The sequence below is a fragment of the Pseudomonas putida genome, from assembly GCF_028682455.1.
Lineage (GTDB): Bacteria > Pseudomonadota > Gammaproteobacteria > Pseudomonadales > Pseudomonadaceae > Aquipseudomonas > Aquipseudomonas putida_AA.
Genome location: NZ_JANHLD010000001.1, coordinates 1,676,840 through 1,693,370, shown reverse-complemented (window position 1 = coordinate 1,693,370; position 16,531 = coordinate 1,676,840). Strand labels below are relative to the sequence as shown.

Below are 16,531 nucleotides of genomic sequence, written 5' to 3'. Positions count from 1 at the left end.
GGGGTCTCAACGGTAGAGAGTCAGGGCGATGGATCCGAACAGGCAGATAAACAGGCACAGGCGCAGCAGCGCCGGGTGCCAGAAGAAGCGGTAGCCGTCGTGGCTGGCGATGAAGCGGTCCAGCCCCCAGGCGAGCCCGGCGGCGAACAGGAACATCAGAGTCATGGTGGGCATGTAGACGCCATGGAAGGCGATTTCACGGGGCATGATGCAGTCCTTGGGCCGGGGCCAGGGCGGCCAGCGGCGACTGGGGGTCGAGCAGCGAAGTGCGGATGAAGTGCAGGTAGCTCTGCACCCGGCGCAGGGCCGAGGTGTCGAAATGGCGGGCAAAGGGTTCGTCGGTGGCCAGCACGCGGCTGATGGCGTGGTCGACCGCCACCAGGGCGCGCTCGTGGTTGCTCGCGCTCGGTTGCAGGAACAACCGCGCCAGCGCCCGGCCCATCACCCGGATGGCCTGGCGCCAGGGCTGCGACTCGGCATAGCAAGGGTGCACCGGCAGGATCGCCTGTTCCTTGCGCAGCTCGATGATCGCATGGCCGACCTCCAGCACCAGGAACATCCAGCGCAGCAGGTTGCTCTGCACCTGCGGCTTGCCGGCCGCCAGGCCATAGGCCTGGTGCAACAAGTCGCGGGTGCGGCTTTCGAATCCCGAGCCCAGGCCGCGCAAGCGGCCGCTGATAGCGAACAGCACCTGGCCGCGCAAGTCCTGCTCCAGGCGGCTCCACATCCAGCGGCTGTTGGGCGGCAGGATGATCGCGCCGGCAGCGGCGCACACCAGCATGCCGACGACCATGGCGATGTAGTCGTTGATGAAGTTGTAGGGGTTGTAGATGGTCAGGTTGTCGGGCACCGACCCGGTAGCAAAGAAGATCAGCAAGCCCAGGCCATACCCGGCGTAGGCCGGGCGTGAGGCGAGAAAGGCACCCAGCACGAACACCGGCGCCAACACCAGGCAGAGCAAGGGAAAACCGTCGATCCAGGGGAACACGAAGAAGGTTTCGAAAAAGCCCACGAAGGCGCCGAACAAGGTGCCGCAGGCCATCTGGAACGACATTCGCTTGGGGTTGGGTGTGGCCGCCGACAGCCCCACGGTGGCGGCGGCGATCAGGGTCATCATCGCCCCGCTCGGCCACGCCGTGGCAATCCAGAAGCTGCCCAGCACCAGCAGGATGAACGCGGCGCGTACACCGGCGGCCAGCGACACCATCCAGTTGGTCTGCGCCACATAGGGCTCGTCCCACTGCTCCCGGGCATGGTTGTGCTCGGTCAGCGAGGCGTGGGTCTGGGCGTAGCTGTGCATGTCGTCGACAAAGCGGTAGAGCAACTCGTAGGCGGTGTGGAAATCCAGCAGGTCGGCATCGCTCGGCGCGGTTTCTATATACGCCGCGCGCAGGCTGCGAACCCGTTCCGGCAAGCCTTCCTTGTAGGCCGCCAGTTGCTCGGCCAGGCGCATGGCATCGGCGTCGGTCAGGGCCCGGCCGGCGTAGGCATCGAGCAGCTCGGCCAGCGCGTCGAGGCCAGGCTCGATGGCGGTGACGATCTGTAGCGGGCCCCGCGAACGCAGGCGCTCAAGCAACTGGTGCAAGGCGTTGAAGCGGGTGGTGATGGCCATGAACTCGCTGTTCATGCGCCCCAGGCGGCCATTGCGGCGACGCATGTGCGGGTCTTCGAAGGCGGTGACGTTGCGCAGGCTTTCCAGGCCTACCGCCTCGGCGACAAAACGCACGTTGCTGGTCTCGAAACGATCCCGCTGGCTGTTACCGCGCAGGCCTTCGGCAACAAAACCTGCGAACACGCCAAAGCGTTGGTACAGGGCATTGCGCATGGCTGCACTGGCCGACTGCGGCAGGATCGCGGCGCTGACCAGGGTCGACACCAGGATCCCCAGGGAGATCTCCAGCACCCGCCACACGGCGGCCATGAATGCACCGTCCGGGTGTTCCAGCGCGGGCAGGCCGACCATTGCCGCGGTGTAGCCGGCGAGCACGAAACCATAGGCCCGGAAGGTGCGGTAACGCATGGCACCGGCCGAGCACAGGCCCACCCACAGCGCCAGGCTCGGTAAAAACAGCTCGGTGTTCTGCGGGAACAGGGCGATCAGCGCCACCATCATCGACGACCCGGCCAGGGTGCCCAGCAGCCGCCAGAAACTCTTGGCAAACACGTGCCCGCTCTGCGGCTGCATCACGATGAATACGGTGATCATCGCCGTGCGCGGCTGCGGCAGCTCCAGGCGCATGGCCAGCCACAAGGTGAGGAACGCTGCGCTGAGTACCTTGAAGATGTAGACCCAGGTGACCCCGTCGGTACGCGCCCACTCGAAGAACCCGCGGCGCCACTCAAGGCTGGCCAGCCAGCGAAACGGCAGCGTCATGGCGCTCATTCGGCGTGGCCCGGCTTGTCGAAGATCGCCAGGGTGGCCGGCGTCTTCGGCGCAGCTTGCTTGCCTTCATCCGGCACATCGCGGCCGGCACCCAGCCCGCCACCCAGGGCGGTGACCAGCTCGGCATGGGCGGTCAGGCGCGCAGCCTGGACCTGCTGCTGGATCTGCTGCTGGCGGAACAGCAAGGTCTGGGCGTTGAGCACGTTGAGGTAGTCGGTCAGCCCGCGCTGGAAGGCGATCATGGCAATGTCGTAGGTCTTCTGCGCCGAGGCCACCGACTCGGCGGCAAAATGTTGCTGCTCGTTCATCGACTCGCGGCGGATCAACTGGTCGGAGATACCCTTGAGCGCTTCGACCACGGTCTGGTTGTAGCGCGCCACGGCGATGTCGTACCCGGCAGAAGCCACGCCCAGCTGCGAGCGCAGGCGACCGCCGTCGAACACCGGCAGGCTGATCGCGGGGCCGACGTTGTAGTTGAACTTGCGCCCGGTCAGGAACTCCAGCGGGCCGCCGCCGGTGGCCATGAAGCCGAGCCCGCCGACCAGGTCGACATTGGGGAAGAAGCCGGCATGGGCGACGTCGATTCCGCGTGCTTGCGCAGCCACCTGCCAGCGGCTGGCGACCACGTCGGGACGCTGGCCGACCAGTTCGGCCGGCAACGCCGAGGGCAGCTTCAGCGCAGCCCCCAGGCTCAGGCTCGGTCGCTGCAACTGCGCGCCCTGCCCCGGGCCCTTGCCGGCCAGTGCGGCCAACTGGTTTCGCGCCAGGGCGATTTCCTCGTTGAGGGCATCGAGCTGGCGATGGGTTTCCGGCAGTGGCGTCTGCGCCTGGCTGACTTCAAAGTGAGTGCCGATGCCACCGGCCAGGCGCCGCTCGGCCAGGGCCAGGATCTGCTCCTGTTGCTCGAGCTCGGCCTTGACGATGTCGCGCCGGGCAAAGTGCAGGGACAGCTGGATGTACACCTTGACGATGTTGTTCTGTAGTTCGAGCTGGGCCTGGCGCAACTGCGCCGCGCTCATGTGGGCCATGTCCACGGCCTGTTCGCTGGCGTTGCGCTCGCGCCCCCAGAGGTCCAGGGCGTAACTGAAGCCAAGCGCGGCATTGTTGTCCCAGGTGTTGGCACCCGACAGCGCGCCGGGGCCGTAGAACTGGTCTTCGGGCCAGTTGTGGCGCTTGAGGGTGGCGTCGCCGTTGACCTGAAGTTTCTCGGCCGACTCGACCACCCCGGCCATGGCCTTGGCCTCGCGAACCCGGGCGGCGGCCATGGCGATGCTCGGGCTGCTCTGCACGGCGAGGGCGATCCAGCGGTCGAGCTGTGGATCGCCATAGGCTCGCCACCACTGCTGGTCGGGCCAGTGGGCATCACGGGCGGCCTCGCGGATCGCCTCATCGGTGGTCAGGGTATTGGCTTGCAGCGTCTTGCTTTGCGGGGCAATGCCCCAGGTTCCGATACAGCCGCTCAAGGTCAAGCTAAGGGCACAGGCACTGAGCGCATTGAGCGCTCTGATGATGCGACGCGGCACAGCTGCAAATTCCCGACATAAAAGTGGATGACGCTAGGAGAGCGCAATTCTAGGGGGCGGCTGCACTGGCGATAAGCGTGTATTACTGCGAATCTTTGTTACGAAAACAGCGATAATCCGGCTTTAGTCTGAAGACCGACACTGTTACTTCATGTCACAATTTGTCGTCTACTTTGAGAGCGACCCATGGACACCCTGCAAAACATGCGTGCTTTTAGTTGTGTGGCGCAAGTCGGCAGTTTCACTGCCGCTGCCGTGCAATTGGATACGACCACCGCCAACGTCTCGCGGGCGGTCTCCAATCTGGAAGCCCATCTGCAAACCCGCCTGCTCAACCGCACCACCCGCCGTATCGCCCTGACCGAAGCCGGCAAGCGCTACCTGATGCGCTGCGAACAGATCCTCACCTATGTCGAGGAAGCCGAAGCCGAGGCCAGCGATGCCCATGCCCGCCCCGCCGGGCAGCTGAAAGTGCATTCGATGACCGGGGTCGGCCAGCATTTTGTCATCGACGCCATCGCCCGCTACCGCGAAACCCACCCCGACGTGACCTTCGACCTGACCATGGCCAACCGCGTGCCGGACCTGCTCGACGAGGGCTACGACGTGTCGATCGTGCTGGCAAGCGAGCTGCCCGACTCGGGCTTCGTGTCCCAGCGCCTGGGCATCACCTACAGCATCGTCTGCGCATCCCCTGACTACGTGCACCGCCACGGTATCGCGCAAAAGCCCAGCGACCTGCTCCAGCATGCCTGCCTGCGCATGGTCAGCCCGGTGATCCCGCTGGAAAAGTGGCTGTTCGACGGCCCCGAAGGCCAGGAAGTGGTCAACATCACCCAGGCGCCGTTCCAGGTGAACTCGGCCGACGCGATGAAAACCGCGATCCGCAGTGGCATGGGGGTTGGCGTGCTGCCGATCTATTCGGCCATAGACGGCCTTCGCGATGGTTCGCTGGTCCGGGTGATGCCCGAGTACCGCCTGCAGGAGCTGAACCTGTACGCTATCTACCCCTCGCGCCAGTACCTGGATGCCAAGATCAAGACCTGGGTCGAGTACCTGCGCAACTCCTTGCCGGAAATCCTCGCCGCCCACGAAGCCGACCTGAAGACTCACGAACTGCTGATCGCCAACTGAAATCTTGCTGCACAGGGGCGGTGGAGAATGATAGCGTGCTACGAATTCTCCACCGCCCGCAGAGATTTTGCCGATGAAAAAGACCGTCCTAGCCTTCAGCCGTATCACCCCGGCGATGGTCGAGCGCTTGCAGCAAGACTTCAACGTGATCGTGCCCAACCCCAAGCTGGGTGACATCAGCGCCCAGTTCAACGACGCGCTGCCCGAGGCGCATGGCCTGATCGGCGTGGGCCGCAAGCTTGGTGAAGCGCAACTGGCCAATGCCGCCAAGCTTGAGGTGGTGTCCAGTGTTTCGGTGGGCTACGACAACTACGACCTGAACTACTTCAACGCACGCGGCCTTGCCCTGACCAACACCCCGGACGTGCTGACCGAAAGCACCGCCGACCTGGGCTTTGCGCTGCTCATGGGCAGCGCCCGCCGGGTGGCCGAACTCGATGCCTGGACCAAGGCTGGCCAATGGCAAGCCACCGTCGGCCCGGCCCAGTTCGGCAGCGATGTGCACGGCAAGACCCTGGGGATCGTCGGCCTTGGCAACATCGGTGCGGCGATTGCCCGACGTGGCCGCTTCGGCTTCAACATGCCGGTCATCTACAGCGGCAATTCGCGCAAGCCTGTGCTGGAGCAGGAACTGGGCGCCCAGTTCCGCAGCCTGGATGAACTGCTGGCCGAAGCCGACTTCGTGTGCCTGGTGGTGCCGCTCGGGCCGCAGACCAAGCACCTGATCAGCACCCGCGAGCTGCAACTGATGAAGCCCAGCGCATTTCTGATCAACGTTTCGCGCGGGCCGGTGGTGGACGAGGCCGCGCTGGTGCAAGCCTTGCAGAACGGCACCATTCGTGGCGCAGGCCTGGATGTGTACGAGAAAGAGCCGCTGACCGAATCGCCACTGTTCCAGCTGCCCAACGCCTTGACCCTGCCGCACGTGGGTTCGGCCACTGCCGAAACCCGCGATGCCATGGCCAACCGCGCCATCGACAACCTGCGCAGTGCGCTGTTGGGTGAGCGGCCGCGGGACCTGGTGAACCCGCAGGTGTGGAAGTAGACGCAACTGCATTGCACCGACTTTGGTTGGAGCTGGCTTGCCAGCTCCAACAAGGAGCGCAGGGGCTACGCTGCACTGCGTACTTGCTTGCCGGTGGGAGCGGGCTTGCCCCGCGAAGCCTTGGCCTTCCTGAACACCAACACATTCCCCAACATCACCAGCACCAATCCCGCCAGCGCCGGTGCCGTCCACTGGTATCCCTCATAGACTGCCGACACGTTCAACGCCACCAACGGAAACAGCACGGTGCAGTACGCCGCCCGCTCCGGCCCCATGCGTCCGACCAGTGTCAGGTAGGCGGTAAAGCCGATCACCGACCCCGGTATCACCAGATACATCAGGGAGCCGATGTACCGCGTATTCCACTCCATGTCGAAGGGAATCCCGCTGACCAGGCAGTAAACCGCCAGCATCATCGCGCCATAGAGCATGCCCCAGGCATTGGTGGTCATCGGCTTGAGCCCGGCTTTCTGCTGCAGGCTCGAGAGCATGTTGCCCGCCGAGAAACACAAGGTGCCTAGCAATGCCAGGCCCAGACCGATCACGGTCTCGCGGCTAGCCGTGTGTCCAGACAGTTCAGGCCAGAACAGCAGCCCCAACCCCGCCAGCCCCAAGGCACCGCCGGCAAGCACATTGGCGGCGATTTTCTGGCCGAAGAACATCCGGGCATTGAGTGCGTTCCACAGCGTGGCCGTGGAAAACACCACCGCGATCAAGCCACTGGGAATCCACTGGCTGGCGGTGAGGAAACACATGAAGTTGACGCAGAACAGGCACAAGCCCTGGGCCAGGCAGATACCGTGGCCGCGCCGGTTCATCGGCTGCAGGCGACGGCTGAGCAAGAGGATGGCGAACAGAATCAACCCGGCCAGGGCAAAGCGGTAGACGATCGACACCGCAATGGCGACGACGCCCAATTGCAGTTTCAGGGCGATCCAGGTGGTGCCCCAGATCAGTACGGTGAGCAGGTACAACGACAGGTTCATGGCAAGACTCCTCCGGCTTGGAGCCCAGTGTCGGCCTCACCAGCGCCTGCCCGCTTGCACAAACTTGCGCTTTTGCGTCGCCGCCTGCTGCCAGGACAAAAGCGCCGGAGTAGGATGGGCCCCACGAGGTAGAGCCCATGACGCCACTGAACCAGCTGCAAGTCTTCAATGCCATGCATTCATCACCCCACGCGCGCCTGGAGCACAGCGCGCACCTGGGGGATGGGCTGGCTGCAGCCCTGTGGCGCAACCGTGACGACGCCCGCGACTACCAGGCACCGAGTCACCATACCCTCTCCTGCTACATCGCCGACGGCACCGGCACCTTCCGGCGCCAGCGCCCGGCCGACAAGGGTGCGCCGAACAAGCTGTGCATCATGCCCGCCGGCCACGAATCCAACTGGGTGGTCAACGGCCCGATCCGCCTGGCGCACCTGTACATCAGCGAGGAACAGTTCGCCCTGGGCTGCATCCGACTGCTCGACCGCGAGCCGCGCGAGATGCAGCTGCAAGAGGCAACGTTTCTGGATGATACGCAGCAGGCACTACGCTTTCGCCAGTTGATCAGCCTGGACTGGGACGAGCCGGGCGAGCGTCTGCTGGCCAGCAGCCTGGCCCATGGCATCGTCGATCATGCGGTGCTCTGCCAGGCCGGCCTGCGCCAGGGCCTGCGCCTCAAGGGCGGGCTGGCACCGCACCAGCGCAAGCAGTTGATCGACTACATCGAGGCGCACCTGGACCAGGCCATTACCCTTGGCGAACTGGCCGGGCGCTGCAACCTCTCCGAGTACCACTTCGCCCGCATGTTCCGCGAAAGCTTCGGCCTGCCGCCGCACCAGTACGTGTTGGCCCGTCGCCTGCAGCTGGCGTGTCAGTTGCTGCGCCTGGGCGACCTGCCCCTGGGCCAGGTCGCCCTGCAATGCGGCTTTGCCAGCGCCAGCCACTTCAACAACCGCTTTCGCCAGGCACTGGGCGCCACGCCCGGGGACTACCGGGCGGCATTCAGGCGCTAGGCAGCACGACCAGCACCGGCCCGAGCACCAGGCTGATCGCCAGCGCGCCGAGCAACAGCCGCGGTCTGTAGGGCAGCAGGAACACCCACAGGGTCACGCCGGCCATCAACACCGCGAACAGCTCGACCAGGCCCATGGCCCAGCCGCTGTGACGCACTGCCAGCCACCACGCCACCAGCAGCAACAGCCAGCCACCGATGCGCAGGCTGCGCAAGCGCACCGCCGAAGGCGCAGCGCTGAGCAGTTCCTTGTAGTGCTTCTCCATCGACAGGCAGAGGATGGCGAAACCGGCAAAGCCGAACAGGGCAACGGCCAGCATCAGTTCACCTCGCTTTCGATCAGGTTGGTACGGGCGGTTTTCGCAGCCTTGGGCATGCGCTTGGCCGCGACCGCAGGCGGGCGCCACATTTTCATCGCCGCCCAGGCCAGGAACAGGCCACTGCCCAGGGCCGTGAGGTCGACCCCGGCCATGGCCCAGTCGCCCGCCGAAATCGAATGCACCAGGCCCTGACCGGTGGTCAGCTGATTGAGCAACGGCAGGCCGCCCCACAGCAGCGCCGCCAGCCCCAGTTGCTCGGCCCACGCGCGACGGCCCGGACGCAACATTGCGTGCAGCACAGACAACCCCCACAGCAGGAAGAAGCTGTTGACCTCCCACCCTGCCCGGCCCTCAAGCCCGAGCGGCAACAAGCGGTTGGCCCAGAAGAACGCCGCCACGCCGAGCAGCAGGCCGCTCATGCTGGCGACGTTGAGCACCTCTACCAGGCGTAGCTCAAAGGGTTGGCTGCCACTCTTGGCGTGCTTGAGCTGGCGCTTGCCCAACCACAGCACCAGGCCCGTGCCGATCACGGCGGTGCCGGCAAGGCCGAAGAAGAAGTACAACCAGCGCAGCCAGGGTCCGGCAAACACCCCCATGTGCAGGCCGTACATACCGCCGGAGATCAGCATCGGCGTGGCTTCGATCTGGCTCGCGCCCTGCAGGTCGCCGCTTACACCGTCATAGGTCCAGCCGCCTCCACGCATATGGGCAATGCGGTCACCGGCATGGCGGGTAAAACGTACCCGGGCGTTCTGGTCGCCGGGGTTCTGCACTTCGATCCAGCCCAGGCGCGTGCCCGGCGCCTGCTCCTGAACCTTCTCGTAGAGAGCCGGCAATGGCATCAGGGGCGCGGCAACACCGGCCGCCTTGAGCTCGCGCGGCGCGCCGAACAGGTCGTTGAAAAAGCCCCGGGTGTTGTCGCCATAGCTGGCGATGATGCTCGCCGGCATCACCATGGACATGAAGATCACCAGGCTGCTGTAGCTGATCATCAAGTGGAACGGCAGCACCAGCACGCCGATGGCGTTATGGCCATCGAGCCACGAACGCTGGCCCTTGCCGGGTCGGAAGGTGAAGAACTCCTTGAAGATCTTCTTGTGGGTGATGATGCCGGTCACCAGCCCCAGCAGCATGATGAAGGCGGCAAAGGTCGACAGCCAGCGCCCCCACGGGTGGGGCATCTCCAGCTGGAAATGGAAACGGTAGAAGAAGTCGCCGCCACGGGTTTCACGCGCCTGGACTTCCTCGCCCGTGGCAGGGTCCAGGGTCTTGTCGATAAAACCGCGTCGCCCGGCGCCTTCGGCGCGCCAGCCGACACTCAGCGCAGGTTCGCGCGCCTCGGGCAGGCGAATGAACCAGCTGCCCGCGTCGGGTGCATGGTTTTGCAGGTAGGTCTGGGCCAGCGCCAGGCTGGCCGCCGGGTCCAGCGCCCGGCTCGGTACCTCGGGCTGGGCCCAGTGGGTGATCTCTTCCTTGAAGTACGACAGCGTCCCGGTGAGGAAGATCGCGAACAACAGCCAGCCAAAGATCAGGCCGGTCCAGGTGTGCAGCCAGGCCATGGCCTGGCGAAATCCCTCTTTCATCAGCTTTTCATCCAGTAGGCCAGGCCATTGATCGCGCCCAGCGCCAGGCTCGGCACCAACACCCCGAGCCAGGCCTGCCAGGCGCTGCGGCTGGCGAAACACCACAAGAAGGCCACCAGGTAGAACAGGAACGACAACATCATGCCGCTGATCACCGCTTCAGCCTTGGGCATCGGTGCCAGCAGGCTGATGCAGACGCTGGACATCGACGCCAGCAGGTAGCCGCCGAATACAGCGGCCAGGCAACGCGATGTCACAGCCAGGCGATAACTAAGGGGCATCCCAGCGGCTTTGCTTTTCATGGTATCCATCCATTGTGAAGAGTCGCCAATAGTAATGGTTAGTATTCTCACATGCAAAGCCGCGGCTTCCCACGTCAGAACGACAGATCGACCCCTACGGTGTAGCGACGGCCATCGAGCACGGTCTGGAAGTTCTCGTAGTCCACTTCCTTGTTGAACACGTTGTACACGCCGGCCAGCAACTTGAGGTTCTTGGTGACGCGGTAGGTGCCGCCCAGGTCGACAAAGGTGTAGGAAGGCGTGCCATCGGACATGGTGGTGCGACCCAGGTAGTCAGAGGTGCGGCTGCGGTAGTTCATCCGCGCCCAGGTGCCCAGTTGATCGGTGGTCTGCCAGTCCAGGGTGGCGTTGAACATGTGCCGTGGCATCTGGTTCAGGGCCTTGCCCTTCTGCGGGCCGCTCTTCTGCTCGGAGTCGGTGAAGGTGTAGTTGGTGGCCAGCGACAGGCTCTGGGTGATGTCCCAGTCCAGGGTCGCTTCGATGCCGCGCATCTGTGCTTCGTCGACGTTCACCCGGTCGCTGATGAACTTGTACGAGGTGCCGCCGATCTGGCACTGGCCCGAGGCATTCCCGGTGCTGTCGGTGCAACGGCGCTGCTCGGTGATCTTGTCCTTGAAGTCGGTGTTGAACACGGTCAGGCCCGTGGAGAAACCTTCCAGGTTGTCCCAGATCACGCCGATTTCCTGGCTCAGGCTTTCTTCAGGCTTGAGGCTGGAGTTGCCGACGATGATTGCAGGATCGCCACCGCCGCCAGTGATCTGGCCCCAGTCATCCACCGCTGCGCGGATGTCCGGCGAGCGATAGCCGCTGGATACACCGCCCTTGACGGTCCAGTGCTCGGTCGGGTGGTAGACCCCGTACAAGCGAGGCGACCAGTGTGTGCCGTAGTTTTCATCGCGGTCCATGCGCAGGCCGCCGGTCAGGGCGAAGTCATCGGTCAGGCGCCACTCGTCTTCGGCGAACAGGGCCCACGACCAGCGCGTCAGCTGATTCACGCTGGAGGCCGATGCCAGCTGGTTGCCTTCGTCGCTCAGGTCTTCGTATTTGTACTGGCCACCAAAGGTGGTGATGTGCGATTCGCTGAAGTACGACACCTGGGAATTGAGCACCGTGTTTTCCAGCTCCATGCGCCGGCCCGGGTTCTCGATCTTCTCGCGCTGCAGGTAGCTTTCGCTGGTCAGGCTGTCCCAGCGGCCGGAGTGGGTGATCGAGAAGTTGGTGCGGTCGTAATCGTTTTCGCTGTCGGAGGAGCGCGCCGAACGGCCTACGGTCGCGTTGCGTTCCTGCTCGGACTTGCCCGCTTCCAGGGTGATGTCGTTGTGCTCGTCGGGGGTGAACGAGAGCTTGGCCGTGGCGCTGTCGGTGCTCTGCTCGTTGAAGCCGTTGACGATGTGGTCTTCGTCGCGATGGGAGGTCAGGCCATACAGCTGCAGGCCCACCAACCCCTCGACCAGCGGCCCGGAGATGAAGGCGCTGGTGCTGTTGTAGTCACCCGAATCGGAGCGGTCCTGGAAGGTCGCTTCGCTGCGTACGCCGCCGTACCAGGTCGGTGTCACCTTGCGGGTGATGATGTTGATCACACCGCCCATGGCGTCGGAGCCATAGAGCGACGACATCGGCCCACGCACCACTTCGATTCGCTCGATGGCTTCAAGCGGCGGCATCCAGCCTTGCTCGATGCCGGCACCATCGCTGTTGGGGCGGGTGGCCCGGGAGTCCTGGCGCTTGCCGTCGACCAGCATCAGCGTGTACTTGGAGGCCATGCCGCGAATACTGATATCGCTGGAGCTGGCGCCACCGGTCACCACCACGCCTGGCACGTCGCGCAAGGCATCGGTGACGTCACGGTAGGATTTGTTCTCGATCTGCTCGCGAGTAATCACCGAAATCGACGCCGGCGCATCCTTGATCTGCTGGGAGAAACCCGAAGCGGTCACCACCATGTTGTCCAGTTCCAGCGGTTTGCTTTCGGCGCTGGCCTGGGCGGTGTACAGCGAGCAAATGGCAAGTGCAAGGCACGACTTGGCGAAAAACGGGGACACGAGAACCTCTCCCTGAGAAATGTAAAGATTGGGTAAATGCGTACAGGGAGCGAATGCTAAAGATTCTCAAATGAGAGTAAAGCGTATTTACGTTCCTTACATTTTGCCGCTCCCGGCGGGGCCATCAGTCAGCGCCTGATTGCCGAGCCGGCAGCACCGCTCTACAATGCGAACAATTCTTATTCTGTTGCGCAGCTTGGCGCCGGAGTGTTCACGGTGCCCAGTGCGTCTTCCCCTTCTTCGCTCGAAGGCCTCTACCACGCCCATCACAACTGGCTGACCGGCTGGCTGCGCCGACGCCTGGGTTGCCCGGACAATGCCGCCGACCTTGCCCAGGACACCTTCATGCGCCTGTTGCAGGCCCGTGAAACACCGGTGCTCACCGAGCCACGGGCGTTCCTGACCACCGTGGCCAAGCGCGTGCTGTTCAACCATTACCGCCGCCAGGATCTGGAGCGGGCCTACCTTCAGGCGCTGGCCCAGTTGCCGGAAGAGTGCGCGCCGTCGGAAGAGCACCGGGCGATCATCTTCGAAACCCTGCTCGAACTTGACCGCTTGCTCGACGGCCTGGCGCCAGTGGTCAAGCGCGCCTTCCTGATGGCCCAGGTCGATGGGCTGGGCTACGGCGAAATCGCCGCGCAATTGAACATCTCGCTGGCCACAGTCAAGCGCTACCTGAACAAGGCGGCCTTGCGCTGTTACTTCGCCCTATGAACGCGACTAATCCGGAGTTCTCGCCCCAGGTGGCCGAGCAGGCCGTGCACTGGCTGGTCGAACTGCAGGGCGGTGGGCTCGCCCCGCGCCAGCAACAGGCCATGCAGCACTGGCTGCAGGCCCATGAGGAACATCGGCGGGCGTGGGAGCATATCCAGCGGGTCAACCAGCGGCTCAGCGGACTGTCGTCACCGCTGGCCCATGCCGCGCTGCAGGCGCCGCGCTCGGCCAGCCGCCGCCGGGCACTCAAGACCTTGCTGATTCTCGGCGTCGGCAGCGCTGCAGGGCTCAGCCTGCAACAGCACAATCCCGTGCCCGGCCTGCTCGCCGACTATCGCAGCCCGGTGGGTGAACGCCGCCGCCTGCAACTGGACGACGGCAGCCAGTTGCACCTGAACACAGCCAGCAGCGCCGACGTACGCTTCGACAGCCAGCAGCGCCTGGTGCAGCTGCTCCAAGGTGAACTGCAACTCACCGTGGCCGATGACCCCAGGCCCTTGCACCTGCGCACGGATTACGGCCTGTTGCAGTTGGGTAGCGGCCGCTACAACGTGCGCCAGTTCGAGCGCTACAGTCTGCTCGCGGTCCATCAGGGCAGCGCCAGCCTTGCCGGCAACCCCCTGGCCACCGGCTTGCAAGCCCGCTTCAACGGCCCGCAGTGGCAAGGCAGCCAGGCATTGGACCCGAATGCCGGGGCCTGGGTGGACGGCATGCTGGTCGCGGCGCACATGCGCCTGGGCGACTTTCTCGGCGAGCTGGGCCGCTACCGCCGCGGCCAGCTCAACTGCGCTCCCGAAGTGTCCGAGCTGCTGGTTTCCGGCAGTTATCCACTGGCCGACAGCGAGCGGATTCTCGACCTGTTGGAGGTGGCCCTGCCGGTGCGGGTAAAACGCTTTACCCGCTACTGGGTGACGGTCGAAGCCCGCGCCTGATTATTTTTTCCTGCCCTGAGCCGTTTTTGCATCTCGCGTGACAGAGAAGGCAGAACCCTTTGCTTTGACCTTCTCAAGGACCCCCTGCATGCCCCTTCGACCGAGTCCGCTCGCCCAGACCCTTCGCGCATTGCTGTTCGGTACCGGCCTGACCCTCGCCACCGTTCCCGCCCACGCCAACGATGCCGCGGCGCGCACCTACCACATCGCGCCGATGTCGCTGGAAGGCGCCCTGAACCAGTTCGGTCGCGAAAGTGGCGTGTTGATCTCGTTCGGCTCGCAGGTCACCAGCGGCCTGCAGAGCCCTGGGCTGGAAGGTCAATACAGCCCGCAGCAGGCACTGGATATCCTGCTCCAGGGCAGCGGCCTGAAAGCCCGCGCCGAAGGTGAAAACGCCTTCAGCCTGCAACCGGCATCGGCGATGAATGCACCGGTGGAGCTGGGCACCTCGACAGTGGTCGGCGACTGGCTGGGTGCGGCGCAGCAGGACAATGTCTTCGAGCACCCGGGCGCGCGGGATGTGATTCGCCGCGACGAATTCGAACGCCAGGGCGCCACCACCGCCCGCGAAGTGCTCAACCGCATTCCCGGCGTCAACGCTCCGGAAAACAACGGCACCGGCAGCCACGACATGGCACTGAACTTCGGTATCCGCGGCCTCAACCCGCGCCTGGCCTCGCGCTCGACGGTGCTGATGGATGGCATTCCGGTGCCCTTCGCCCCCTATGGCCAGCCACAGCTGTCGTTCGCCCCGGTGAGCATGGGCAACATGGATGCCGTGGACGTGGTACGCGGTGGAGGCGCGGTGCGCTACGGCCCGCAGAACGTCGGCGGCATCGTCAACTTCGTGACCCGGGCGATTCCCGATGAGCCGACCGTCAAGGTCGGGATGCAGACCCAGACCAGCCCATCGTCCAGCCACGATGGCTTCAAGACCAGCGCCAACCTGCTCGCCGGTGGCACCAACGACAACGGCCTGGGCGGCGCCCTGCTCTACTCCGGCACTCGTGGCGGCGACTGGCGCGAGCACAGCGATACCCAGATCGACGACCTGATCCTCAAGGGCAAGCTGCAGCTCGACGAGGCCAACAGCCTGCACGCCATGGCCCAGTACTACGAAGGCGAGGCGCAAATGCCCGGCGGCCTGAGCGTGGACGCCTACGACGCCGACCCGTACCAGTCCACCCGCTTGCAGGACAAGTTCTGGGGGCGCCGGACAATGTTCAATTTCGGCTACGACTACAAGGAGGATGCCCGCCAGTTCAGCGTCAACAGCTTCTTCACCAAGACCCTGCGCAGCGGCTACCTGGACCAGGGCAGCTTTGTCTCGCTGTCACCGCGCGAATACTGGGTACGTGGCATCGAAACCCGCTTCTCCCAGGGTTTTGCCCTTGGCCAGAGCTGGCATGAGGTGGGCGTGGGCTATCGCTACATCAACGAAGCCGGGCACGAGTTGCGCTACCGCGAGCCGATCAGCGCCAACCAACTGCCCAGCACCGCCAGCCGCAACGACCGTGACACCCGTGGCGGCACCGAAGCCCATGCGGTCTTCCTCGACGACCGCATCGACATTGGCCAGTGGACCATCACCCCGGGCATCCGCTACGAGATGATCGACTCCGAGCAGAGCAACAAGCTCACCGGCCAGCGCTACCAGGGCGACTACAACACCGCCCTGCCGGCATTGAACGTGATGTATCACCTGACCGACAGCTGGAACCTGTATGCCAACACCGAAGGCTCCTTCGGCAGCGTGCAGTACAGCCAGATGCCCAACCGGGTCACCAGCGGCGAGGTCAAACCGGAAAAGGCCCGCACCTGGGAGCTGGGCACCCGCTATGACGACGGCCTGCTGCAGGCCGAAATCGGCGTCTTCCTGATCAACTTCGACAACCAGTATGAAAGCAACCAGACCAACGACTCGGTGATCGCCCGCGGCGAAACCCGGCACCAGGGCACCGAGGCCAGCGTCAAGTACGCCCTCGAGGGGCTGAACCCGGCGCTGGCGGGCTTCGACGTGTACGCCACCTATGCATTCGTGGACGCTAAAATCCGCGAAGACGGGCCGAACAAGGGCAATCGCGTGCCGTTCTCATCGCGTCACAAAGGTACCTTGGGAGTGGGCTACACCGAGGGCCCGTGGCAGCTGAACCTGGACAGCACCTACCAGAGCGACCAGTTTGCCGACAACGCCAACACCTCCAGCGAAAGCGCCGACGGCAGCACCGGACGCATCCCGGGCTACATGCTGTTCAGCAGCCGCGCAGGCTATGATTTCGGTCCGCAACAGTCGAACCTGAACGTCGCGATTGGGGTGAAGAACATCTTCAATCACCAGTACTACACCCGCTCCTACGACGACAACAACAAGGGCAAGTACGTGGGTGAACCTCGTACGGTATACCTGCAAACCTCCATCGCGTTCTGATCCAGCGCATGCAAAAGCCCGGCCGAGGCCGGGCAGTTGCTACAAGATATTTATCTTTGCCAAGGGGTTGAAAAGTTGCGCCAAGTGCCTGACCTTGTAGTCAAGAGGCGATGAGTTCCATCGGCCG

General features: G+C 64.3%; 14 protein-coding genes. 6 read left to right on the top strand and 8 right to left on the bottom strand.

The features are described 5' to 3' along the window. Window positions 1-6: 6 nt before the first annotated feature. Genes NPS58_RS08260 through NPS58_RS08250 form a run of 3 tightly spaced genes read right to left on the bottom strand, consistent with a single transcriptional unit; the run spans window position 7 to window position 3,906 of the window. Window positions 7-207, bottom strand: coding sequence for a DUF1656 domain-containing protein (locus NPS58_RS08260; RefSeq protein WP_010220679.1), 201 nt, complete (start codon window positions 205-207; stop codon window positions 7-9). After that, entirely contained in the window at window positions 197-2,383 is a 2,187-nt protein-coding gene (locus tag NPS58_RS08255; RefSeq protein WP_274114985.1) for an FUSC family protein, read from the bottom strand. Before NPS58_RS08255 ends, NPS58_RS08260 begins: the two co-directional genes overlap by 11 nt. Continuing rightward, a complete protein-coding gene (locus tag NPS58_RS08250; protein WP_274114984.1) occupies window positions 2,380-3,906 on the bottom strand; it encodes an efflux transporter outer membrane subunit in 1,527 nt (508 codons plus the stop codon). Before NPS58_RS08250 ends, NPS58_RS08255 begins: the two co-directional genes overlap by 4 nt. 186 nt (window positions 3,907-4,092) lie before the next feature. Between NPS58_RS08250 and NPS58_RS08245 the strand changes: the two genes are divergently transcribed. Together NPS58_RS08245 and NPS58_RS08240 are read left to right on the top strand one after the other, a co-directional pair. Further along, a complete protein-coding gene (locus NPS58_RS08245; protein ID WP_274114983.1) occupies window positions 4,093-5,040 on the top strand; it encodes a LysR family transcriptional regulator in 948 nt (315 codons plus the stop codon). Between the two features lie 73 nt (window positions 5,041-5,113). Then, entirely contained in the window at window positions 5,114-6,085 is a 972-nt protein-coding gene (locus NPS58_RS08240; RefSeq protein ID WP_274114982.1) for a 2-hydroxyacid dehydrogenase, read from the top strand. A gap of 65 nt (window positions 6,086-6,150) precedes the next feature. On the opposite strand, the gene NPS58_RS08235 is transcribed toward NPS58_RS08240, so the two are convergent. Further along, the gene (locus tag NPS58_RS08235) at window positions 6,151-7,071 is read right to left on the bottom strand and encodes a DMT family transporter (RefSeq protein ID WP_274114981.1); all 921 of its coding nucleotides are present in this window, start codon (window positions 7,069-7,071) and stop codon (window positions 6,151-6,153) included. Between the two features lie 137 nt (window positions 7,072-7,208). Here NPS58_RS08235 and NPS58_RS08230 point away from each other — a divergent pair, with 137 nt between their 5' ends. After that, a complete protein-coding gene (locus tag NPS58_RS08230; RefSeq protein ID WP_274114980.1) occupies window positions 7,209-8,084 on the top strand; it encodes a helix-turn-helix domain-containing protein in 876 nt (291 codons plus the stop codon). Here the strand turns inward: NPS58_RS08230 and NPS58_RS08225 are convergent. The 4 genes from NPS58_RS08225 to NPS58_RS08210 form a co-directional block, all read right to left on the bottom strand. Then, window positions 8,074-8,403: a DUF3325 domain-containing protein gene (locus NPS58_RS08225; RefSeq protein ID WP_274114979.1), complete on the bottom strand. Its 330-nt coding sequence runs from the start codon at window positions 8,401-8,403 to the stop codon at window positions 8,074-8,076. The two genes, NPS58_RS08230 and NPS58_RS08225, sit on opposite strands and share 11 nt — an antisense overlap. Further along, window positions 8,403-9,986, bottom strand: a complete 1,584-nt coding sequence (locus tag NPS58_RS08220; protein WP_274114978.1) for a PepSY-associated TM helix domain-containing protein — start codon at window positions 9,984-9,986, stop codon at window positions 8,403-8,405. Before NPS58_RS08220 ends, NPS58_RS08225 begins: the two co-directional genes overlap by 1 nt. Further along, window positions 9,986-10,288, bottom strand: a complete 303-nt coding sequence (locus tag NPS58_RS08215; RefSeq protein WP_274114977.1) for a DUF3649 domain-containing protein — start codon at window positions 10,286-10,288, stop codon at window positions 9,986-9,988. Before NPS58_RS08215 ends, NPS58_RS08220 begins: the two co-directional genes overlap by 1 nt. Before the next feature lie 74 nt (window positions 10,289-10,362). Next, complete coding sequence (locus NPS58_RS08210) at window positions 10,363-12,330, bottom strand: ligand-gated channel protein (protein WP_274114976.1); 1,968 nt, start codon at window positions 12,328-12,330, stop codon at window positions 10,363-10,365. 216 nt (window positions 12,331-12,546) lie between these two features. Here NPS58_RS08210 and NPS58_RS08205 point away from each other — a divergent pair, with 216 nt between their 5' ends. From NPS58_RS08205 to fecA, 3 genes are all read left to right on the top strand, one after another. After that, window positions 12,547-13,044: a sigma-70 family RNA polymerase sigma factor gene (locus NPS58_RS08205; RefSeq protein ID WP_274114975.1), complete on the top strand. Its 498-nt coding sequence runs from the start codon at window positions 12,547-12,549 to the stop codon at window positions 13,042-13,044. Then, a complete protein-coding gene (locus tag NPS58_RS08200; RefSeq protein WP_274114974.1) occupies window positions 13,041-13,976 on the top strand; it encodes a FecR domain-containing protein in 936 nt (311 codons plus the stop codon). Before NPS58_RS08205 ends, NPS58_RS08200 begins: the two co-directional genes overlap by 4 nt. An 88-nt stretch (window positions 13,977-14,064) precedes the next feature. After that, complete coding sequence (gene fecA / locus NPS58_RS08195; RefSeq protein WP_274114973.1) at window positions 14,065-16,404, top strand: TonB-dependent Fe(3+) dicitrate receptor FecA; 2,340 nt, start codon at window positions 14,065-14,067, stop codon at window positions 16,402-16,404. Window positions 16,405-16,531: the final 127 nt, after the last annotated feature.

Coding starts and splice junctions, on each gene's coding strand:
- NPS58_RS08260 (WP_010220679.1), bottom strand. CDS start 207: ATGCCCCGTGAAATCGCCTTCCATGGCGTCTACATGCCCACCATGACT.
- NPS58_RS08255 (WP_274114985.1), bottom strand. CDS start 2,383: ATGAGCGCCATGACGCTGCCGTTTCGCTGGCTGGCCAGCCTTGAGTGG.
- NPS58_RS08245 (WP_274114983.1), top strand. CDS start 4,093: ATGGACACCCTGCAAAACATGCGTGCTTTTAGTTGTGTGGCGCAAGTC.
- NPS58_RS08240 (WP_274114982.1), top strand. CDS start 5,114: ATGAAAAAGACCGTCCTAGCCTTCAGCCGTATCACCCCGGCGATGGTC.
- NPS58_RS08235 (WP_274114981.1), bottom strand. CDS start 7,071: ATGAACCTGTCGTTGTACCTGCTCACCGTACTGATCTGGGGCACCACC.
- NPS58_RS08230 (WP_274114980.1), top strand. CDS start 7,209: ATGACGCCACTGAACCAGCTGCAAGTCTTCAATGCCATGCATTCATCA.
- NPS58_RS08225 (WP_274114979.1), bottom strand. CDS start 8,403: ATGCTGGCCGTTGCCCTGTTCGGCTTTGCCGGTTTCGCCATCCTCTGC.
- NPS58_RS08220 (WP_274114978.1), bottom strand. CDS start 9,986: ATGAAAGAGGGATTTCGCCAGGCCATGGCCTGGCTGCACACCTGGACC.
- NPS58_RS08215 (WP_274114977.1), bottom strand. CDS start 10,288: ATGAAAAGCAAAGCCGCTGGGATGCCCCTTAGTTATCGCCTGGCTGTG.
- NPS58_RS08200 (WP_274114974.1), top strand. CDS start 13,041: ATGAACGCGACTAATCCGGAGTTCTCGCCCCAGGTGGCCGAGCAGGCC.
- fecA (WP_274114973.1), top strand. CDS start 14,065: ATGCCCCTTCGACCGAGTCCGCTCGCCCAGACCCTTCGCGCATTGCTG.